Below are 19,268 nucleotides of genomic sequence, written 5' to 3'. Positions count from 1 at the left end.
GTGTGCGAGGTATGTACGCCAGGCCTACCGTGGCTCGCATGGGCGATGCGGTGGAACTCGAGGCGGCGGGCAGGACGGTGCGGCTGTCCAGCCCCGACAAGATCTTCTTTCCCGAGCGCGGCTTCACGAAGCTGGACCTCGCGCGCTACTACCTCGCCGTCGGCGACGGCATCCTCCGCGCACTCCGCGACCGCCCCACCACCCTGGAGCGCTACCCCGACGGTGTGACCGGCGAGTCGTTCTTCCAGAAGCGGGCCCCCAAGAACATGCCCGACTGGATCCCGACCGCGCACATCGCCTTCCCCAGCGGCCGCACCGCCGACGAGATGTGCCCGACCGAGGTCGGCGCGGTCCTGTGGGCCGCGCAGTTCGGCACGCTCACCTTCCATCCCTGGCCGGTGCGCGGCGGTGACGTCGACCATCCCGACGAACTCCGGCTCGACCTCGACCCGCAGCCCGGCACGGACTACGCCGACGCCGTGCGCGCCGCCCACGAGCTGCGCGAGGTGCTCCACGAGTACGGCGGCCTGCGCGGCTGGCCCAAGACGTCCGGCGGCCGGGGCCTGCACGTCTTCGTGCCGATCGAGCCGCGCTGGACCTTCACCCAGGTGCGCCGGGCCGCCATCGCCGCCGGGCGCGAACTGGAACGCCGTATGCCCGAGCAGGTGACCACGGCCTGGTGGAAGGAGCAGCGCGGCGAGAAGATCTTCGTCGACTACAACCAGACCGCACGGGACCGCACGATCGCCTCCGCCTACTCCGTACGCCCCCGCCCGCACGCCCCCGTGTCCGCGCCGCTGCGCTGGGACGAGGTGGGCACGGCCGTGCCGCGCGACTTCGACCTGGCGACCATGCCGGGACGCTTCGCCGAACTCGGCGACGTGCACGCCGACATGGACGACCACGCCTTCTCCCTGGAGGCCCTGCTCGAACTCGCCAGCCGGGACGAACACGACCACGGCCTCGGCGATCTGCCGTATCCCCCCGAGTACCCGAAGATGCCCGGCGAGCCGAAGCGCGTGCAGCCGAGCCGCGCCAGACACACGGAGGGCTAGACCGGTCCGCCCGGGCGGTTCTCACGCCCGTGCGGACCGGGTGGCGGTGCGGGCCGGGGCAGGCCCGGCGTCGGGGCGGCGAGGCTATCCTGATCGGCAACCGCCGAGGAGGAGCCCTGAGGTGACCGAGCCGACGACAGAGTCGCGCCCCACACTGGAGGCCGTGGCCGCCCGGGCCGGGGTCTCCCGGGCCACCGTGTCGCGCGTCGTCAACGGCGGTGACGGCGTGCGCGAACCACTGGTCGAGCGGGTCAGACAGGCCGTCGAGGAACTCGGCTACGTGCCCAACCAGGCCGCCCGCAGCCTCGTCACCCGGCGCCACGACGCCGTCGCCGTGGTCATCGCGGAACCGGAGACCCGCGTCTTCGCCGACCCCTTCTTCGGGCTCCAACTGCGCGGCATCAGCAAGGAACTGACGGCACACGACACGCAGCTCGTCCTGCTGCTCACGGAGGGACGCGACGACCACACCCGCGTCGGCCGCTATCTCGCCGGAGGCCATGTCGACGGCGCGCTCGTCTTCTCGCTGCACCTCGACGACCCACTGCCCGAGCTGATCCTCGGCGCCGGCGTGCCGACCGTCTTCGGCGGCCGGCCCGGCTGGGGCGACGGGACGCCCGGCTCGGCGTCCCCCCTCTACGTCGACAGCGACAACCGGGGCGGGGCGCGGCAGGCCGTACGTCACCTGGTGGCGCTGGGGCGGACCCGGATCGCGCACATCACCGGCCCCCTCGACCAGACCTCGGCGGTGGACCGGCTCGACGGGTTCCGGGACGGCCGGGCCGACACCGATCCCCGGCTGGTCGCGGAGGGCGACTTCACGTCCGGCGGCGGCGAACGCGCGATGCGGGAACTGCTGGAGCGCCGTCCTGACCTGGACGCGGTGTTCGCCGCCAACGACCTGACCGCGTCGGGTGCGTTGCGGGTCCTGCGGGAACAGGGCCGCCGCGTGCCCGAGGACGTCGCCGTGATCGGGTTCGACGACATGGAGCCCGTCGCCGAACAGACGGACCCGCCGCTGACGACGGTTCGTCAGGACATAGAGGAGATGGGCCGGCTGATGGCGCGGATGCTGCTGCGGAACCTGGACCGCGACGGCGGCAGGGACCCGGAGGGCGCGGCGTCGAGCGTGGTCCTGCCGACGACGCTGGTACGCAGGTCCTCCGCGTAGACGACACGCTGGACCGGCCCGGGGCGCTGCCGGCACCCGGCAGTCGGCCCGCGCTTCGACGGCACCCGGAGCCTGGCATCCGGGGGCGGGCCACGACGCCGCCCCCGCGTTCCGCCGGTACCAGGGCGCGGGTCGCGGCGCCGCGTCGGCCCGGGGCGCCGTCGCGGACCGGCAGTTGGCCCGCGACGTCGACCGCCTCGACGGCGCGCCCACGCGGAGAGCGGTCGCCCGCCGGGATTCAGTCCTGCTGCGGTGTCGCGCTCTTGATCACCGCGAAGCGGGCCCCGTACGGATCGGCCAGCTTCGCCATGCGGCCCACGCCCGCCATGTCCGTGGCGGGCGTGCGGACCTCGCCGCCCAGCTCCTGAGCCCGGGCGACGACCGCGTCCGTGTCCGTGACCTCGAAGTACGGCAGCCAGTACGCGCCGGACCCGGCCTCCGTCGGATCGTCGGCCAGCGGGACGACGCCGCCGAACATGGCGTCCTCCTCGGTGTCGGCCGGGTTCACGCAGGTGTAGGTGCCGCCGGGGAAGGGCACCGCCGACGTGTTCCAGCCGAAGGCGGAGTGGTAGAACGCGGCCGCCGCGGGGACGTCCTGGGTGTAGAGCTCGATCCAGCACAGGGAGCCGGGGTCTCCCGCCACGTCCAGTCCGTCGAGCCGGGCCGGCTGCCAGATACCGAAGGGCACCCCGGCCCTGTCCGCGAGGATGGCCATGCGACCCTCGTCCATCACGTCCATGGGCTGCATGAGAACGGTGCCCCCCGCCCGCTCGACCGCCTGGGCGGTGGCCTGTGCGTCGGGACTCCGGAAGTACACCGTCCACGACGGCGGGCCCTGCTCGGGGGTGGTCTGCATACCGCCGGCGGCGGTCCTGCCGTCCAGCTGGAAGAAGCCGTAGCCGCCGGCCTCGGGGCCCGCCGACAGGAACTGCCAGCCGAAGAGGCCTCCGTAGAAGGACGTGGCACCGTCGATGTCGGGCGTGCCGACATCGAGCCAGTTCGGAGCGCCGTCGACAAAGCGGGTGGTGAGCATGATGTGCCCTCCTTCGCGGGATCCCGTCGCCTGCACTGCCGAGTCTTGCACCGCCCACTGACAACCGCCGCCGGGACGCCGCCGGGTCGCCTCCGCGCGCCGCCGTGCGCCGGTGTGCCGGGCCGGGCCATCATCAGGGGTCCCTCCGGCCGCGGAGCGGCCTGTGATCCGCCGGGCTCCCGAGCAGCCGTTGATCCGGCGTTGATCGAACGTTTTTCACCGCGCGGCACGATCTCGTCATGCACATCGACACGATCATCGAGCCCCGCACGGCATGGCGGGAGCAGGCGCTCTGCGCGCAGACCGGAGCGGACTTCTTCTTTCCCGAGCCGGGCAGCTCGGTGCGGGAGGCGAAGCGCATCTGCGGCATGTGCGAGATGCGCTCCGCCTGTCTCGACTACGCGCTGAACAACGACGAGCGCTTCGGAGTCTGGGGCGGGCTCTCCGAGAAGGAGCGGCTCGGCCTCCGGCGCGCCCGGGAATGACCGGGGTCCGGTCTCGGGGCCGGCCGCCCTCGGCATGCCGAACGGGGCCCGGTGTCCGGACCCCGTCGGTGGAGGTGCAAGTAGTGGTGGACGCCGGCTGCGGGGAGCGCGGCCTCCGGGGGCGTCAGCCGGCCGCGCGCGCCAGCAGCCGCGCCTTGCGGGCCGCGAGCTTCTCGTCGAACTTCGAGGCTTCCGAGTCCAGGCCGCGCATGTAGAGACCGAGCTCCTCCTGCGCGCGTACACCCTCCGGGCCGAGACCCTCGATCTCCAGGACCCTGAGGTGACGCAGCACCGGCTGGAGCACGTCGTCGTGGTGGATGCGCATGTTGTAGACCTCGCCGATGGCCATCTGCGCCGCGGCGCGCTCGAAGCCCGGCATCCCGTGACCCGGCATCCGGAAGTTGACGACGACGTCGCGGACGGCCTGCATGGTCAGGTCGGGGGCGAGCTCGAAGGCGGCCTTCAGCAGGTTCCGGTAGAAGACCATGTGCAGGTTCTCGTCGGTCGCGATGCGCGCCAGCATGCGGTCGCAGACCGGGTCACCCGACTGGTGGCCGGTGTTGCGGTGGGAGATGCGGGTGGCCAGCTCCTGGAACGCGACGTACGCCACCGAGTGGAGCATCGAGTGGCGGTTGTCCGACTCGAAGCCCTCGCTCATGTGGACCATCCGGAAGGCTTCCAGCTTGTCCGGGTCCACGGCGCGCGACGCCAGCAGGTAGTCGCGCATCACGATGCCGTGCCGGCCCTCCTCCGCGGTCCAGCGGTGCACCCACGTGCCCCACGCGCCGTCACGTCCGAAGAGGGAGGCGATCTCGTGGTGGTAGCTGGGGAGGTTGTCCTCGGTCAGCAGGTTCACGACGAGCGCGATCCGGCCGATCTCGGTGACCTTGGACTGCTCCTTGTCCCACGCCTCGCCGTCCTCGAACTGACCGGGGAAGTTGCGGCCGTCGCTCCACGGCACGTACTCGTGGGGCATCCAGTCCTTCGCCACCTTGAGGTGGCGGTTGAGTTCCGTCTCGACCACTTCCTCCAGGGCGTACAGCAGTCGAGCGTCGGTCCAGACGGTGGACGGGCTGCCGAGAGAGGGAGTGGTCGTCACAAGAACTCCAGGGGGACGTACGAGCAAAGAGCGGGGATAACCTACGGCATCGTAGGCTACGTACCCGTAGGTTACGAGACCGTAGGTTAAGAATGCCGTAAGGGGCGCGGTTGAGCGGGTTCCCATCGGGGGCATGATCACGCGCGGACGGACATGCGGACAGGGTGCACGGGCGACTTCCGGCCGGTTCAGACGTACAGCTCCCGCAGTCGCACCGAGAGGCACGTCACACAGCCTTCCAGCTTCTCGAACTCGCTGATGTCGACGACCACCGGCTCGTGCCCGAGATCCGCGAGCAGCTCGGCGGTCCTCGGCGCACTCGCCGCCATCAGCAGTTTCCCACCGCCGAGCAGGACCACGTGGGCCCCGGACTCCTCCGGCACCGGCAGGAAGCGGGGGAAGAGCGACGGCGCGTCGACCTGCGGGAGGTGGCCGAGGACCGTCCCGTCGGGCAGCGCGGTGACCGCCGATTTCAGATGCAGCACCCTGGTCACGGGGACGGCGACGACACGGGCCCCCAGCGGCTCGAACACGGCGCGCAGCTGCTGGACGCCCGCCGCGTCGGTCCGCCCGCCACGCCCGACGTAGAGGATGTCGCCGACCTTGAGGACGTCTCCGCCTTCGAGGGTGCCCGGCTCCCGGATCCGGTTCACCGAGCAGCCGAGGCGGGCCACGGCCTCCTCCACACCGGCGGTCTCCCCGCGCCGGGACTGCGCCCCGGGGCGGGTGATCAGCGCGACGTTGCGGAAGACGACCACGGTGTCCTCGACGAACACCGCGTCGGGGAAGCCGTCGGCGGGGTCCACCTCCACGGTGTCCCAGCCGTGCGTGCGCAGCGCCTCCGTGTACGCCTCCCACTGTTCGACGGCCAGGCCGACGTCGACCGCCGTGCGACCGACGTGGGTGACCAGCCCCGCCGCGAGGCGAGGGCCGGGGCGGCGGACGAGGGCCTTCTTGCTGGGCACGCGCGGGTCTCCGAATCGGCAGGGGGCCGGTGCAGTCCGGTGCACATCATGCAGGGTGGTCCGCGCGGACAGAAGCCCCCCCCGCGACCGCCCGCGCCCCCGGGGAGGGCCCCGGGGCTTCCGGCAGATGCGGTCGTGAGGGGCCCCGGGGCACCCGCAGGTCCAGAGGAGCAGGGGCCTAGGCGGGGCCGACGACCGCCTCCGCCGTGGTCTCGGTGAGTTCGCCCCCTTCCAGCAGCAGCCAGCGCGTGATGCCGACGGACTCCAGGAACGGCACGTCGTGGGAGGCGACGACCAGTGCCCCCTCGTACGACTCCAGGGCCGCGGTGAGCTGCCGGACGCTCGCCATGTCGAGATTGTTGGTGGGCTCGTCGAGCAGCAGGAGCTGGGGCGCGGGCTCCGCCAGCATCAGGGCGGCGAGCGCGGCACGGAAGCGTTCGCCGCCGGACAGCGTGTCGGCGCGCTGGTCGGCCCGCGCGCCCCTGAACAGGAAGCGGGCCAGCCGCGCGCGGATCCGGTTGTTCGTGGCGCCGGGCGCGAAGCGGGCCACGTTCTCGGCGACCGTCAGCCGGTCGTCGAGAACGTCGAGCCGCTGCGGCAGGAAACGCATCGGCACCTGGGCGCGCGCCTCGCCGGACACCGGTGCCAGCTCCCCGGCGATCGTGCGCAGCAGCGTCGTCTTGCCCGCGCCGTTGCGCCCGACCAGCGCGACGCGCTCCGGCCCCCGCAGTTCGAACGTGCCCTCCACCCGGGCGCCGTACCGCAGCTCCAGGTCCGCAAGCCCGAGAACCGTGCGGCCCGGCGGCACGGCCGTGTGCGGCAGGTCGACGCGGATCTCGTCGTCGTCCCGCACGGCCGTGGCCGCCTCGTCGAGGCGTTCCCTGGCCTCGGCGAGTCTCTCCTCGTGCATGATGCGGTGCTTGCCGGCGGACTCCTGCGCCGCCCGCTTGCGCGCGCCCATGACGATCTTCGGCTCGCGCTTCTGCTCGTACATCTTCTGCCCGTACCGCTTGCGCCGGGCCAGCTTGACCTGGGCGTCGGCCAGTTCACGCTTCTGTCTGCGCAGGTCGGACTCGGCGACGCGCATCATGCGCTCCGCCGCCTCCTGTTCGACGGCGAGTGCCTCCTCGTACGCGGAGAAGTTGCCGCCGTACCAGGAGACCTCCCCGGAGTGGAGCTCCGCGATCTGGTCGACCAGGTCGAGGAGTTCACGGTCGTGGCTGACCACCACCATGACACCGGACCAGGCCTCGACGGCCGCGTACAGCCGGCGGCGGGCGTACAGGTCGAGGTTGTTCGTCGGTTCGTCGAGCAGCAGGACGCCGGGGCGTCGCAGCAGCAGCGCGGCCAGCCGCAGCAGGACCGACTCGCCGCCCGACAGCTCGCCGGCGGTGCGGTCCAGGCCGATGTGGCCGAGCCCGAGTTCGCCGAGCATCGCCTCGGCCCGCTCCTCGACGTCCCAGTCGTCGCCGACGGCCGTGAAGTGCTCCTCGGCCACGTCGCCCGCCTCGATGGCGTGCAGCGCGGCGCGGACCGACGCGATGCCGAGCGCCTCGTCGACGCGCAGCGTGGTGTCGAGCGTGACGTTCTGCGGGAGGTAACCGACCTCACCCGTGACGCGGACGGTGCCGTCGGCCGGGGTGAGGTCACCCGCGACCAGCCTCAGCAGCGTGGATTTTCCCGTGCCGTTGGCACCGACGAGCCCGGTCCTGCCCGGGCCGAAGGCGGCCTGGAGGTCGTCGAACACGGTGGTGCCGTCGGGCCAGGCGAAGGACAGCGCGGTACAGGTGACGGACGTGGGGAAGGCGGACATGAAACCTCGCGGTTGCCTGGTGCGGTCGGGGGAACGCGTTCGGGACACCGCGAGGTGACGACAGTCCGGGAGGGGGCAGACGAAAAAGGGCCCGTGCCGGAAGGACGGCTCAGATGCCGAGGTCGCACGCTGCGCACCCGGGAGCCGGACAGGCCGGCTGCGAGTGGCGCGGTGTCTCAGGACCTCAGACGAGCAACGTCCTTCTCCATTCGACGACAACAGGACCCCTCCACGGTAGGAAGGGGCCCAGGGACTGTCAACGGAATAACGAGGGGCCCGCCGGGCCCGGCCGACGCGGCGCCCGGGCCCCACCGCCTACGGTGGGCTCCGCCCCCGACACGTGAAGGAGACTCCGTGCCCGACGGCTCGCTCTCGCTGCCCGCCCGGCTCTATCTGCTGGCCTGGGACATCACGAAACTCAAGGTCAGCGGCGCGACCCACCTCCATCACCTGGTCCGGGCCGGTGCCCTCACGGAACTGGCGCAGCGTGGAATCCTCACCGACGTGGACGGCATCGCCTGCCCCGCCGACACGGACCGCCGCACCGGTGACCTCGTCCTCGACGGCCTGCTGGAACTCGTCGAGGAATCCCGCCCGCGTAAATGGAAGACGTGGGTGACGCTGCGGGCCCGGGTCACCCTGGACGCCCTGCGCGCGCAGCTCGCCGCCGAGGGGTATCTGCTGGCGAGGAAGAAGCGGGTGCTCGGACTCTTCCCGTCCGTGGAGTACGAGCTCGCGCGGGTGCCGGTCGTGACGGCGCTGCGCGAGGAGGCGCGGCAGGTGCTGGAGGGGCCCCGGCCCGTCGCCGAGATCTCCGACCGGGACGCGGCCCTCGTCGCGCTGGCCGCGGCGGCCGAGTTGCGCACGTTCGTGTCGGGCAGGGACCGCAAGCAGCACAAGGCCCGCATCGACGAACTCACCGAACGCAGCGGCGCGGCGGCACCCGCCCTGAAGAAGGTCATCCAGGAGGTGCGAACGGCGATGATCGTCGCGGTCACGGCCGCGTCGACCGCGGGGGCGGGTGCGGGGAGCTGACCGACGGCGCCGCGCGCCGACCGATGTGCCGCGCGTACGCCGGCCAGGCGCTGCTACGCGCCGGCGTGACCTGGAGTGGAACGACGTCGGCCGCGCACAGCCCTCTGCGTGGGCCGACGTCGGTCGACCGAGGTCCGCCGCCGCGCCGTCGGTGTGGAGCAGCTCAACGCGTGGCCGGCGGAGGCAGGGCTGGGCAGACGCATGGCCTCGCGCACCCAGGCCTGCCCCTCGCACGTACACGTCGGATTTGCGCCAGCCAGGCCTCGGGCCCGGTGGTTGGCTCGCCCCATGACCGATTCCAGTCCCCTCCGCGAATCCGCCGTCGCCTTCCGTGCCCTGCACGTCCCGGGCCGCCCGCTCGTCCTGCCCAACGCCTGGGACACGGTGAGCGCCCTGCTCGTCGAGGAGGCCGGCGCCGCCGCGCTGGCGACCACGAGCGCGGGGATCGCCTGGCAGCTGGGCGCGGCCGACGGTGACCGGCTCGACCGCGGGCAGGCACTCGCCGCCGTCGAGCGGATCGCCGCCCGGGTCCGGATCCCGGTCACCGCGGACATCGAGAGCGGGTACGCGCCGGACGCCGAGGGGGTCCGGGACACCGTCGGGGCGGTGCTCGCCGCCGGTGCCGTGGGCGTGAACATCGAGGACGCGCTGCACGACGGCAGCGGGGTGCTGCGACCCGTCGAGGAGCAGGCAGAGCGCATCTCCGCGGCCCGCGCGGCGGCCGACGCGGCCGGAGTGCCGCTGTTCGTCAACGCCCGCATCGACACGTTCCTCGGGGCGGCGGGTCGGTTGGGCAGACCCTGGAGCGGGCCGCCGCATTCGTCGCCGCCGGTGCCGACGGCGTCTTCGTGCCCGGAGCCGCGGATCCGGAAGTGGTCAGGGCGCTCGCCGACGGCATCGACGCTCCGCTGAACGTGGTGGTCGGCCACGGGACACCGTCCACCGTCCCCGAGCTGGCCGCGCTCGGTGTCGCCCGGATCAGCGCCGGTTCGGGCCTCGCGCGGGCGGCGCACGCCCTGGTCCGCCGGGCGGCGCGGGAGCTACTGGACACGGGAACGTACGACGCGCTGGCCGACGGCCTCGACTACGGCGAGCTGAACGGCCTGCTCGGCACCGGTCGCCAGGACCGGAACCCGGCCGACGGTCGCCAGGACCGGAACCCGGCAGCCGGTCGACGCCGGGCCCGGTCCGGAAGGTGAAGGTCACGGGCGGAGCGGACCGCCGCCAAGACGCTCAGCACGCGTCCCGTATCAGCTCCGCCAGATCGTGGTCCAGGTCGAGCTGGAGGTGTTCGAGACCGAAGGGCACCAGCTCCGTCGTCCGCTCCAGGAAGCCGCGCACCTCGCCCGAACGGACGTGCACCACGGCGGTGCCCTCCGGGGCGTGGAACTCCAGCACGGTGCGGTCGTACCCGTACGGCCGCACTCGTACGTCGCCGTGCCCCTCCGGGCCCTCGAGGCCGGACACGAGCAGTTCGCGGGCGAAGGTCCAGCACACCTCCACGCCTTCGAGCGTGGCCGGGGCCGGGAAGGTCATCCGGACGGCGAAGGGGTCGCGCCGGTCGTACTGGAGCGTGGCGGGAATGCTCGGCATCCGCGGCGCGGCGGCGACGAGGCGGGCCTCTACGGGCTGCTCGATGACGGTGGACAACGCCTTGCTCCCTTGTGACGGCTGGACGGACTCCGGACGGACGAGATCTGGTACTTGAGGAGACGATGGAATGAGCCAATCCGTGCACCTGAAACTCAAGTGACCTCTGTCACCGGGTTCATTCGGAGGGGTGGACGTTCCGTAAGGTGATCCATTTCTCATCCTGTCGGCCGCGGACATCCCGGAGGACACCCGGACGCGGTCCCGGGGTTCCGCCGGAGGCCGTCTGGACGGCACCGGGGGAGTGGGCTAGCTTCGCCCGCCATGAGGCGCTTGGGAACGACGCGACGCACGAGCCGGACGGTCACCGTGGGACTCTGCGCGGCGGCGCTCGCCGCCGCGCTGGCGGCACCGGCGCAGGCATGGCAGGCCCCGGCGCGACAGGCGCAGGGACGCGGCCCCCAGCCGCACTGGGTCCTCAAGGACAGCGGCACGGACGTGCGCTTCCGCGGGCTGTCCGCCGTGGGCCGGGACACCGCCTGGGTGGCCGGATCCAAGGGCACCGTGCTGCGCACCACCGACGGCGGCGCGCACTGGCGGAACGTCTCGCCGCCCGGCGCGGCCGAGCTGGAACTGCGTGACGTCGAGGCGTTCGACGCGCGCCGCGCCGTAGTCCTGGCGATCGGCGAGGGCGAGGCGTCCCGGGTGCTGCGCACCGACGACGGGGGCGCGACCTGGACCGAGTCCTTCCGCAACACCGATGCCAGGGCCTTCTACGACTGCGTCACGTTCTTCGACCGCCGCCACGGTCTGGCGATGAGTGACCCCGTGGACGGAAGGTTCCGCATCCTGTCGACCGCCGACGGCGGCCGCTCCTGGACGGTGCTGCCCAGCGCGGGAATGCCCCCGGCGCTGGAGGGCGAGGCCGGGTTCGCGGCCGGCGGACAGTGCCTGGTCGCCTCGGGCCCGCGTGACGTGTGGCTGGCCACCGGCGGGGCCGCACGCGCGCGGGTGCTGCACTCCGCCGACCGCGGACTGACCTGGACGGCCGCGGACAGCCCGGTCCCGGCCGGCGACCCCGCGCGCGGCGTCTTCGCCCTCGCCTTCCGCGACCGCACCCACGGTCTCGCCGTCGGCGGTGACTACCGCGCCGACCAGCCGTCACCGCGCTCGGCGGCGGTCACCCGCGACGCCGGGCGCGGCTGGGAACCCGCCGCCCAGCCCCCGCCCGCGTACCGATCCGGAGTCACCTGGCTCCCGCACAGCCGCTCCGCCGCGCTCGCCGTCGGTCCCACGGGCACCGACCTGACCACGGACGGCGGCCGCACCTGGCGCACGGTGGACGCGGGCTCGTACGACACCGTGGACTGCGCGCCGGACCGGGGCTGCTGGGCCTCGGGCGAGAAGGGCCGCGTGGCACGGCTGGAGGGCTGATCCCCGCTCGTGCGGCAGGGGAGCGGCCGTGTGTGCGGGGGCACCCGGGGTACCCGCCCGGTCGGCGAGGGCGGTACCCGTCCCACGACGAGAGGAAGTGAGCCGGCATGCCCCGTGGCTCCAGTCCCAAGCGGGAACGCCAGTACGAGCACATCAAGGAGAGCGCCCGGGACCGCGGCGAGAGCGAGGACCGCGCCGAGGAGATCGCCGCGCGCACCGTCAACAAGGAACGCGCCCGCTCCGGCGAGTCGAAGACCGCGAGCCGCACGTCCACGGAGGACATGTCGTCCGGCGAGCGCGGCGGCCGGCGCTCGCACCAGGGCGCACAGGGACCCACCTACGACCAGCTGTACGAGGAGGCCAGGCGGCGCAACGTCCACGGCCGCTCGGACATGAACAAGCAGCAGTTGAAGCGCGCACTCGACAAGTAGCGGCCCCCTCCGGCGGGTTCGCGCACCACCCGCCGCACCCGGGCACGGTCCCGCGCGACGGCGAGGGCGATGGGTCGCCCTCGCCGTCGCCGTCGCCCTCGCCGTCGCGGGGACCTTCCGGGCGGTACGCGAGGGCGCCCGTACCGGGGCGACGACCCCGGTACGGGAACGCGGTCCCGGCGGCGCCGTACCCTCGTCACCACCATGACGACGACCGTAGGAATTCCGGCGGGCTGGCCCGCCACCGAAGCGCAGGCGCGCGCAGCGCAGGACGAGTTGCGGGCGCGGGTGGTGCTCGACGAGCCAGGACCGCGGCCCGGGAACGGCCACGTGACCGGCGTCGACGTGGCGTACGACGACGAGCGGGACGTCGTCGTGGCCGCGGCCGTCGTGCTGGACGCGGCGACCCTCGACGTCGTCGCGGAGGCCACCGCCGTCGGACAGGTCTCCTTCCCGTACGTGCCGGGGCTGCTCGCCTTCCGCGAGATCCCGGCGGTGCTGGCCGCGCTCGACGCCCTGCCCTGCGCCCCCGGCCTCGTCGTCTGCGACGGCTACGGACTCGCCCACCCGCGCCGCTTCGGTCTCGCCAGTCACCTCGGCGTCCTCACCGGACTGCCCACCATCGGCGTCGCCAAGAACCCGTTCACCTTCTCCTACGAGGAGCCGGGCCTCCGGCGCGGCAGCGCGTCCCCGCTGCTCGCGGACGAGGAGGAGGTGGGCCGCGCCCTGCGCACCCGGGACGGCACGAAACCGGTGTTCGTGTCCGTCGGCCACCGGGTCGGCCTGGACACCGCGTGCGCGCACACGCTCGCGCTCACCCCGAAGTACCGGCTCCCGGAGTCGACCCGCGCGGCGGACGCCCTGTGCCGGCGTGCGCTGAAGGAGGCGACGGGCTGACCCGCCGGCCCGTCGCCGCCGCCCGGGCCCGCCTGCGGGTCTCCACTCCCGGCCCGGTCCTTGAGTACGTGCTCTGAGTAGCTGTACGGATGCGGTGGCCGCCGTGGCGTCGGCAGGCTGTGCCCCATGACGACGCACCGGTCCCACCCAGCCCCCGTCCCCCCGGTCCACCCCGCCCGGCCCGTCGAGCGCGCCATGACCGCCGCCCTCGTCCTCGCCGTGATCGGCGGACTGGGCTGGATCGGCGGCATGCTCTACACGGTCCTGGGGTGGCCGCTGTAGGTCCGGTGCCACCCGGTCACCTGGTGGCCGCCACCCGGAAGACGATCCCCGCCCGGCGGAGGCGCTCCGTCAGGGCGTCACCCATGGCCGTCACCGTCGTGACCTGTCCGGCGGTCTTCGGGAGTTCGTCGAACGCGAGGGACAGCGCCCCCTCGGCGAGGATCTTCGCGGTCTCGCCGTAGCCCGGGTCGCCGCCCGCCACCTCCGTGAAGACCCGGCGCCCGCCACCCTCACCGACGAACCGCACCGAGAACCAGCTCTTCGCGCGCTTGGCCTCGCTCGGCCCCTCGCCGGGCCTGACCCGGCCCGACAGCCAGCGCCGGGCGGGCGGCAGTTGGGCCGCCGCGAAGAGGGCGCTCACCGCGGCGACCCCGCCCACGGCGAAGGGCAGGTGCTCGACGGCCGCGTAGTGCCGGTAGCGGAAGTCGGGCCCGTACCGTTCCACGGCCCGTGCGGAACGCTGGACCACCTGGGAGTCGATCGTGGGCAGCGGGAGCGCCCACGCCCCGACCTCCTTGGCGAACCGCGGCGCGCCGGGCGGCGCGTACGCCCGCCGTCCCACCAGGCGCGGCTCGTGCCGCCTGCGGTCCCGCGCCGCGGCCAGCACCTGCCGGCCGCGCGCGAACTGGTTGAGCGCCGAGGCGAACGTGCCGCCGGAGAACGCCCCCTGGGCGCGGACGAACCCGTCGACGGTCAACGGCACGCCCTCGGGAAGCTGTCGCACCGTGAAGTAGGCGCCCAGGTCGTGCGGGACCGAGTCGAAACCGCAGGCGTGCACGAGCCGCGCCCCGGTCTCCCGGGCGCGCGCGTCGTACCGGACGTACATCAGGTCCACGAACTCCGGCTCACCGGTGAGGTCGACGTAGTCGGTGCCGGCGTCCGCGCAGGCGGCCACCAGTTCCTCGCCGTAGGTGAGGTACGGGCCGACCGTCGTGGCGACCACGCGGGCGCTGCGGGCCAGTTCGCGCAGTGAGGCCGCATCGGACACGTCGGCCCGCAGCACCCCGATCTCCGAGGTGCCCGCCAGCCGCTTCCGCAGCCGCTCGAGTTTCTCCGTGCTGCGCCCCGCGATCGCCCACCGCAGCCCGTCGGGCGCGTGCGCCGCGAGGTACTCCGCGGTGAGCGCGCCGACGAAGCCGGTCGCTCCGAAGAGCACGATGTCGTACGCCCGATCCGCCCTGTCCTGCATGGTCATGACACCTTTCGTCGCACGTCCCGCGCCGTTCCCGGTGGCTGAGGCTAGCGTGAGGTGCCGTGGGCCGAACGACACGGGCCCACAACGGCCGGAATTTGACTAAGCGCTTGCTCGCTCAGGTCTTGTCCGAAGTGGAACGCGTTCTTTAACATCGCCGATGTCACATCGGTGGTGTCACAGCGCTGGGAGCCCGGATGGCAGCGGCAGGAACGGCAGGGCACGGTCCGCTCGCCGGGGTGCGCGTGGTCGAGCTGGCGGGCATCGGGCCCGGCCCGTTCGCCGGGATGCTCCTCGCCGACCTCGGGGCCGATGTCGTCCGCGTCGACCGGCCGCACGGTACGGGCCTCGCGATCGACTCCGCGTACGACGTCACCAACCGGAACAAGCGCTCCGTGGTCGTCGACCTGAAGGCCGAGGACGGGCCGGACCGCGTCCTCGACCTGGTGGAGCGGGCCGACGTGCTCATCGAGGGGTACCGCCCCGGCGTCGCCGAACGGCTGGGCGTGGGCCCCGGCAGCTGCCACGCCCGCAACCCCGGCCTCGTCTACGGACGCATGACCGGCTGGGGCCAGGAAGGACCGCTCGCCCCACGCGCCGGGCACGACATCGCCTACATCGCCCTGACCGGCACCCTGGGCATGATCGGCGGTCCGGAGGGAGCGCCCGTGGTCCCCGCGAACCTCCTCGGGGACTACGCGGGCGGCTCGCTCTATCTCGTCGTCGGCATCCTCGCCGCCCTGCACCACGCGCGGGAGAGCGGCAGCGGCCAGGTCGTGGACGCGGCCGTCGTCGACGGCACCGCGCACCTGTCCGCGATGATCCACGGCATGCTGGCCGCCGGCCGCTGGCAGGACCGGCGCGGCGCCAATCTGCTCGACGGAGGCGCTCCCTTCTACGGGACGTACGAGACGGCCGACGGCCGGTACATGGCCGTCGGCGCTCTCGAGGAGCGGTTCTACGACGAGTTCGTGGAGCTGCTCGGCATCGCGGCCGACGTCCCCGCCCGCACGGACCCGGCGCGCTGGGAGGACCTGCGCGCGGCGGTCGCGGCCCGCTTCAGGACCCGTACCAGGGACGAGTGGACCGCGCTCTTCGAAGGCTCCGACGCGTGCGTGGCGCCGGTCCTGTCGCTGCGCGAGGCCCCCGCCCACCCGCACCTCGCCGCCCGCGGCACCTTCACCGACCACGGCGGCATCACCCAGCCCGCCCCCGCCCCCCGCTTCTCCGCCACCCCCACCTCCGTGCGCCGCGGGCCCGCCCGGCCCGGCGCCGACACCGCCGAGGTGGCCCGCGACTGGGACCTGCCCCATCTGACGGACGACGGCGACATGCCGCGCCGCGACAGCAAGGACCGGACCTGATGGAACTCTCCGTCCCGCTCGACTACGCGGGCGACCCCCGGCAGGCCGCCGACGACGTGGCCGCCCTCGAATCCGCCGGGCTGGACGCCGTCTGGGTCGCCGAGGCCTACGGCTTCGACTCGCCCACGGTCATGGGCTACCTGGCCGCCCGCACCGAGCGCGTCAAGATCGGCGCCGCGATCCTGAACGTCTACTCCCGCACGCCCGCCCTCATCGCCCAGACCGCCGCGGGACTCGACGCGGTCTCCGGCGGCCGCGCGCTCATCGGCCTCGGCGCCTCCGGCCCGCAGGTCGTCGAGGGCTGGCACGGAAAGGCGTACGACAAGCCGCTCGGCCGTACCCGCGAGGCCGTCGAACTGACCCGCCGCATCCTGCGCCGCGAGACCATCGACCACCACGGCATCACGGACATGCCCCGCCCCGGCGGCCTCGGCAAGCCCCTGAAGATCCTCACCAGGCCCGTGCGTCCCGAAGTGCCCCTGTACGTGGCCTCCCTGGGTCCCGCCAACGTGCGCATGACCGCCGAGATCGCCGACGGCTGGCTGCCCACCCTCTTCATCCCGGAAAAGGCACACCAGGTGTGGGGCACGCCCCTCGCGGAGGGCGCCGCTCGCCGGGACCCGTCCCTCGGTCCGCTGCAGATCGCCGCCGGCGGACCGCTCGCCATCGGGGAGGACGCGTCGGCGCTGCGCGACCTAGCGCGTCCCAGGATCGCCCTCTACGTCGGCGGCATGGGCGCGCCCGGCAAGAACTTCTACAACGACCTCGCCGTGGCCTACGGCTACGAGCAGGAGGCCGCCCTCATCCAGGAGCTGTACCTCTCCGGGAAGAAGCGGGAAGCCGAGGCGGCCGTACCGGACGAGTTCTGCGAGCTCATGTCGCTCTGCGGACCGGAGAGTTACGTCCGCGAGCGGGTCGAGGCCGCCCGCGAGGCCGGCGTCACGATGCTGAACGTGACACCCGTCGGCGAGGACCCGGCGAAGCTGGTCGAGACCGTCAAGAACTGGCTCTAGGGGGCTTGGGCAATGAAGCGGAAGATCTTCTCCGCCGAGCACGACGCGTTCCGCGAGACCGTCCGCACGTTCCTCGCCAAGGAGGTCCTGCCGCACTACGAGCAGTGGGAGAAGGACGGCATCGTCTCGCGCGAGGCCTGGCGGGCGGCCGGGAAGCAGGGACTTCTCGGCCTCGCCGTCCCGCAGGAGTACGGGGGCGGCGGCACCGCCGACTTCCGCTACAGCGCCGTACTGGCCGAGGAGTTCACGCGCGCCGGCGCGGCAGGTCTCGCCCTCGGTCTGCACAACGACATCATCGGGCCGTATCTGACGGACCTGGCCACCGAGGAGCAGAAGCGGCGCTGGCTGCCCGGATTCTGCGACGGCTCGCTGATCACGGCCATCGCCATGACCGAACCGGGCGCGGGTTCCGACCTCCAGGGCATCCGGACGCACGCCGAGGACCGCGGCGACCACTGGCTGCTCAACGGCTCCAAGACCTTCATCTCGAACGGCATCCTCGCCGACCTGGTGATCGTGGTCGCCAGGACGACTCCCGAGGGCGGCGCCAAGGGCCTGTCCCTGCTGGTCGTCGAGCGCGGCACGGAGGGATTCGAGCGCGGCCGCAACCTGGACAAGATCGGCCAGAAGGCGCAGGACACCGCCGAGCTGTTCTTCCACGACGTCCGCGTGCCCAAGGAGAACCTGCTCGGCGAGCCCAACGGGGCCTTCCTGCACCTGATGACGAATCTCGCGCAGGAACGCATGGGCATCGCCGTCGCCGGGATCGCCGCGGCCGAGCACCTGCTGGAGATCACCACCGCGTACGTCAAGGAACGCGAGGCGTTCGGACGGCCGCTGTCCAAGCTCCAGCACATCCGCTTCGAGATAGCCGAGATGGCGACCGAGTGCGCCGTCACCCGCACGTTCCTCGACCGCTGCATCGTCGACCACACGAACGGCGAACTCGACGCCGTGCACGCCTCGATGGCCAAGTGGTGGGCCACCGAACTCCAGAAGCGGGTCGCCGACCGCTGCCTCCAACTGCACGGAGGCTACGGCTACATGACGGAGTACCGCGTCGCCAGGGCCTTCACCGACGGACGCATCCAGACCATCTACGGCGGGACCACCGAGATCATGAAGGAGATCATCGGCCGTTCCCTGCTCGGCTAACCCCCTGGCCCTCCCGAAAGGCTTATCAGTGAGCACCGAAGCGTACGTGTACGACGCGATCCGCACCCCGCGCGGCCGCGGCAAGGCGAACGGCGCCCTGCACGGCACCAAGCCCATCGACCTCGTCGTCGGACTCATCCACGAGATCCGCGACCGCTTCCCGGGCCTCGACCCGGCCGCGATCGACGACATCGTGCTCGGCGTGGTGGGCCCGGTCGGCGACCAGGGCTCCGACATCGCGCGCATCGCCGCGATCGCCGCGGGACTGCCCGACACCGTCGCCGGCGTCCAGGAGAACCGCTTCTGTGCCTCCGGTCTCGAAGCCGTCAACCTGGCCGCCATGAAGGTCCGTTCGGGCTGGGAGGACCTGGTCCTCGCGGGCGGCGTCGAGTCGATGTCGCGGGTGCCGATGGCCTCGGACGGCGGCGCCTGGTTCGCCGACCCGATGACGAACCTGGACACCAATTTCGTGCCGCAGGGCATCGGCGCGGACCTCATCGCCACCATCGAGGGCTTCACGCGCCGCGACGTCGACGAGTACGCCGCCCTCTCCCAGGAACGCGCCGCCGCGGCCTGGAAGGACGGCCGCTTCGGCCGGTCCGTCGTGCCGGTCAGGGACCGCAGCGGCCTGGTCGTCCTCGACCACGACGAGCACCTGCGCCCGGGCACCACGGCCGACTCCCTCGCCGGGCTCAAGCCCTCCTTCGCCGAAATCGGCGAACTGGGCGGTTTCGACGCCGTGGCCCTGCAGAAGTACCACTGGGTGGAGGAGATCGACCACGTCCACCACGCCGGCAACTCGTCCGGCATCGTCGACGGCGCCTCCCTCGTGGCGGTCGGCTCGCGCGAGGTCGGCGAGCGCTACGGCCTCACCCCGCGCGCCCGCATCGTCTCCGCCGCCGTCTCCGGTTCCGAGCCGACCATCATGCTCACCGGCCCCGCGCCCGCCACCCGCAAGGCACTCGCCAAGGCCGGTCTGACCATCGACGACATCGACCTCGTCGAGATCAACGAGGCCTTCGCCGCGGTCGTGCTGCGCTTCGTCAAGGACATGGGCCTGTCCCTGGACAAGGTCAACGTCAACGGCGGCGCCATCGCGCTCGGCCACCCGCTCGGCGCGACCGGCGCGATGATCCTCGGCACCCTCGTCGACGAACTCGAGCGCCAGGACAAGCGCTACGGCCTCGCCACCCTCTGCGTCGGCGGCGGCATGGGCATCGCCACGATCATCGAGCGCCTGTAACTCCCCAGCGG

Annotated in this window: 20 protein-coding genes; 14 read left to right on the top strand and 6 right to left on the bottom strand. The window is 72.8% G+C overall.

Annotated features, from left to right (window positions below):
• Positions 1 to 38 precede the first annotated feature (38 nt).
• The gene (gene ligD, locus ACFYP4_RS12175) at positions 39 to 1,055 is read left to right on the top strand and encodes a non-homologous end-joining DNA ligase (protein ID WP_388785000.1); all 1,017 of its coding nucleotides are present in this window, start codon (positions 39 to 41) and stop codon (positions 1,053 to 1,055) included.
• Positions 1,056 to 1,176: 121 nt separating this feature from the next.
• Positions 1,177 to 2,226, top strand: a complete 1,050-nt coding sequence (locus ACFYP4_RS12170) for a LacI family DNA-binding transcriptional regulator (RefSeq protein ID WP_358851929.1) — start codon at positions 1,177 to 1,179, stop codon at positions 2,224 to 2,226.
• Between the two features lie 238 nt (positions 2,227 to 2,464).
• On the opposite strand, the gene ACFYP4_RS12165 is transcribed toward ACFYP4_RS12170, so the two are convergent.
• Positions 2,465 to 3,259: a VOC family protein gene (locus tag ACFYP4_RS12165; RefSeq protein ID WP_358851928.1), complete on the bottom strand. Its 795-nt coding sequence runs from the start codon at positions 3,257 to 3,259 to the stop codon at positions 2,465 to 2,467.
• A gap of 239 nt (positions 3,260 to 3,498) precedes the next feature.
• Here ACFYP4_RS12165 and ACFYP4_RS12160 point away from each other — a divergent pair, with 239 nt between their 5' ends.
• Positions 3,499 to 3,744, top strand: a complete 246-nt coding sequence (locus ACFYP4_RS12160) for a WhiB family transcriptional regulator (RefSeq protein WP_358851927.1) — start codon at positions 3,499 to 3,501, stop codon at positions 3,742 to 3,744.
• Between the two features lie 124 nt (positions 3,745 to 3,868).
• Here ACFYP4_RS12160 and ACFYP4_RS12155 read toward each other — a convergent pair whose 3' ends face one another.
• The 3 genes from ACFYP4_RS12155 to ACFYP4_RS12145 form a co-directional block, all read right to left on the bottom strand.
• Positions 3,869 to 4,843, bottom strand: a complete 975-nt coding sequence (locus ACFYP4_RS12155; protein WP_358851926.1) for an acyl-ACP desaturase — start codon at positions 4,841 to 4,843, stop codon at positions 3,869 to 3,871.
• Between the two features lie 188 nt (positions 4,844 to 5,031).
• Entirely contained in the window at positions 5,032 to 5,808 is a 777-nt protein-coding gene (gene ddaH, locus ACFYP4_RS12150) for a dimethylargininase (protein ID WP_358851925.1), read from the bottom strand.
• A 178-nt stretch (positions 5,809 to 5,986) separates the two neighbouring features.
• Positions 5,987 to 7,621: an ABC-F family ATP-binding cassette domain-containing protein gene (locus ACFYP4_RS12145; RefSeq protein ID WP_388784996.1), complete on the bottom strand. Its 1,635-nt coding sequence runs from the start codon at positions 7,619 to 7,621 to the stop codon at positions 5,987 to 5,989.
• 354 nt (positions 7,622 to 7,975) lie between these two features.
• Here ACFYP4_RS12145 and ACFYP4_RS12140 point away from each other — a divergent pair, with 354 nt between their 5' ends.
• The 3 genes from ACFYP4_RS12140 (at position 7,976) to ACFYP4_RS12130 (ending at position 9,855) form a co-directional block, all read left to right on the top strand.
• Positions 7,976 to 8,656, top strand: a complete 681-nt coding sequence (locus ACFYP4_RS12140) for a GPP34 family phosphoprotein (RefSeq protein ID WP_358851923.1) — start codon at positions 7,976 to 7,978, stop codon at positions 8,654 to 8,656.
• A 288-nt stretch (positions 8,657 to 8,944) separates the two neighbouring features.
• Positions 8,945 to 9,568 carry an isocitrate lyase/phosphoenolpyruvate mutase family protein gene (locus ACFYP4_RS12135; protein ID WP_388784994.1) on the top strand — a complete coding sequence of 208 codons (624 nt, stop codon included), beginning with the start codon at positions 8,945 to 8,947 and terminating at the stop codon, positions 9,566 to 9,568.
• The gene (locus ACFYP4_RS12130; RefSeq protein WP_388785085.1) at positions 9,457 to 9,855 is read left to right on the top strand and encodes an isocitrate lyase/phosphoenolpyruvate mutase family protein; all 399 of its coding nucleotides are present in this window, start codon (positions 9,457 to 9,459) and stop codon (positions 9,853 to 9,855) included. Before ACFYP4_RS12135 ends, ACFYP4_RS12130 begins: the two co-directional genes overlap by 112 nt.
• Positions 9,856 to 9,889: 34 nt before the next feature.
• On the opposite strand, the gene ACFYP4_RS12125 is transcribed toward ACFYP4_RS12130, so the two are convergent.
• A complete protein-coding gene (locus ACFYP4_RS12125; protein WP_358851921.1) occupies positions 9,890 to 10,306 on the bottom strand; it encodes an SsgA family sporulation/cell division regulator in 417 nt (138 codons plus the stop codon).
• 264 nt (positions 10,307 to 10,570) lie between these two features.
• On the opposite strand from ACFYP4_RS12125, the gene ACFYP4_RS12120 reads away from it, so the two are divergent.
• The 4 genes from ACFYP4_RS12120 to mmpA all read left to right on the top strand — a co-directional run bounded on the left by ACFYP4_RS12120 (position 10,571) and on the right by mmpA (position 13,290).
• Positions 10,571 to 11,680: a WD40/YVTN/BNR-like repeat-containing protein gene (locus ACFYP4_RS12120; RefSeq protein ID WP_388784992.1), complete on the top strand. Its 1,110-nt coding sequence runs from the start codon at positions 10,571 to 10,573 to the stop codon at positions 11,678 to 11,680.
• Positions 11,681 to 11,787: 107 nt separating this feature from the next.
• The gene (locus ACFYP4_RS12115; protein WP_358851919.1) at positions 11,788 to 12,111 is read left to right on the top strand and encodes a plasmid stabilization protein; all 324 of its coding nucleotides are present in this window, start codon (positions 11,788 to 11,790) and stop codon (positions 12,109 to 12,111) included.
• 204 nt (positions 12,112 to 12,315) lie between these two features.
• The gene (locus ACFYP4_RS12110; protein WP_388784990.1) at positions 12,316 to 13,008 is read left to right on the top strand and encodes an endonuclease V; all 693 of its coding nucleotides are present in this window, start codon (positions 12,316 to 12,318) and stop codon (positions 13,006 to 13,008) included.
• Between the two features lie 126 nt (positions 13,009 to 13,134).
• On the top strand, positions 13,135 to 13,290 hold the full coding sequence (gene mmpA, locus ACFYP4_RS12105) for a morphogenic membrane protein MmpA (protein ID WP_388784988.1): 156 nt from the start codon (positions 13,135 to 13,137) through the stop codon (positions 13,288 to 13,290).
• 16 nt (positions 13,291 to 13,306) lie between these two features.
• Here mmpA and ACFYP4_RS12100 read toward each other — a convergent pair whose 3' ends face one another.
• Positions 13,307 to 14,485, bottom strand: coding sequence for a saccharopine dehydrogenase family protein (locus ACFYP4_RS12100; protein WP_388784986.1), 1,179 nt, complete (start codon positions 14,483 to 14,485; stop codon positions 13,307 to 13,309).
• A 194-nt stretch (positions 14,486 to 14,679) separates the two neighbouring features.
• Between ACFYP4_RS12100 and ACFYP4_RS12095 the strand changes: the two genes are divergently transcribed.
• The 4 genes from ACFYP4_RS12095 to ACFYP4_RS12080 are packed head-to-tail and all read left to right on the top strand — an operon-like array spanning position 14,680 to position 19,257.
• A complete protein-coding gene (locus ACFYP4_RS12095) occupies positions 14,680 to 15,846 on the top strand; it encodes a CaiB/BaiF CoA-transferase family protein (protein ID WP_358851915.1) in 1,167 nt (388 codons plus the stop codon).
• Positions 15,846 to 16,859, top strand: a complete 1,014-nt coding sequence (locus ACFYP4_RS12090) for an LLM class F420-dependent oxidoreductase (RefSeq protein WP_388784984.1) — start codon at positions 15,846 to 15,848, stop codon at positions 16,857 to 16,859. The genes ACFYP4_RS12095 and ACFYP4_RS12090 overlap by 1 nt, the downstream gene beginning before the upstream one ends.
• 12 nt (positions 16,860 to 16,871) lie before the next feature.
• Positions 16,872 to 18,014, top strand: coding sequence for an acyl-CoA dehydrogenase family protein (locus tag ACFYP4_RS12085; RefSeq protein ID WP_358851913.1), 1,143 nt, complete (start codon positions 16,872 to 16,874; stop codon positions 18,012 to 18,014).
• A gap of 28 nt (positions 18,015 to 18,042) precedes the next feature.
• Complete coding sequence (locus ACFYP4_RS12080; protein ID WP_388784981.1) at positions 18,043 to 19,257, top strand: acetyl-CoA C-acetyltransferase; 1,215 nt, start codon at positions 18,043 to 18,045, stop codon at positions 19,255 to 19,257.
• The last annotated feature ends 11 nt before the right edge of the window (positions 19,258 to 19,268 follow it).

The sequence above is a fragment of the Streptomyces sp. NPDC005551 genome, assembly GCF_042871785.1.
Lineage (GTDB): Bacteria > Actinomycetota > Actinomycetes > Streptomycetales > Streptomycetaceae > Streptomyces.
Note: the sequence above shows the minus strand (reverse complement) of the source record. Positions and strands in the feature narration are given on the sequence as shown.

Excerpts from the sequence above, each read along its gene's own strand:
- ACFYP4_RS12100 (WP_388784986.1), bottom strand. The coding sequence starts at position 14,485 with ATGACCATGCAGGACAGGGCGGATCGGGCGTACGACATCGTGCTCTTC.
- ACFYP4_RS12090 (WP_388784984.1), top strand. The coding sequence starts at position 15,846 with ATGGAACTCTCCGTCCCGCTCGACTACGCGGGCGACCCCCGGCAGGCC.
- mmpA (WP_388784988.1), top strand. The coding sequence starts at position 13,135 with ATGACGACGCACCGGTCCCACCCAGCCCCCGTCCCCCCGGTCCACCCC.
- ACFYP4_RS12115 (WP_358851919.1), top strand. The coding sequence starts at position 11,788 with ATGCCCCGTGGCTCCAGTCCCAAGCGGGAACGCCAGTACGAGCACATC.
- ACFYP4_RS12120 (WP_388784992.1), top strand. The coding sequence starts at position 10,571 with ATGAGGCGCTTGGGAACGACGCGACGCACGAGCCGGACGGTCACCGTG.
- ACFYP4_RS12145 (WP_388784996.1), bottom strand. The coding sequence starts at position 7,621 with ATGTCCGCCTTCCCCACGTCCGTCACCTGTACCGCGCTGTCCTTCGCC.
- ACFYP4_RS12085 (WP_358851913.1), top strand. The coding sequence starts at position 16,872 with ATGAAGCGGAAGATCTTCTCCGCCGAGCACGACGCGTTCCGCGAGACC.
- ACFYP4_RS12095 (WP_358851915.1), top strand. The coding sequence starts at position 14,680 with ATGGCAGCGGCAGGAACGGCAGGGCACGGTCCGCTCGCCGGGGTGCGC.
- ACFYP4_RS12160 (WP_358851927.1), top strand. The coding sequence starts at position 3,499 with ATGCACATCGACACGATCATCGAGCCCCGCACGGCATGGCGGGAGCAG.
- ACFYP4_RS12135 (WP_388784994.1), top strand. The coding sequence starts at position 8,945 with ATGACCGATTCCAGTCCCCTCCGCGAATCCGCCGTCGCCTTCCGTGCC.
- ACFYP4_RS12165 (WP_358851928.1), bottom strand. The coding sequence starts at position 3,259 with ATGCTCACCACCCGCTTTGTCGACGGCGCTCCGAACTGGCTCGATGTC.
- ACFYP4_RS12110 (WP_388784990.1), top strand. The coding sequence starts at position 12,316 with ATGACGACGACCGTAGGAATTCCGGCGGGCTGGCCCGCCACCGAAGCG.
- ligD (WP_388785000.1), top strand. The coding sequence starts at position 39 with ATGGGCGATGCGGTGGAACTCGAGGCGGCGGGCAGGACGGTGCGGCTG.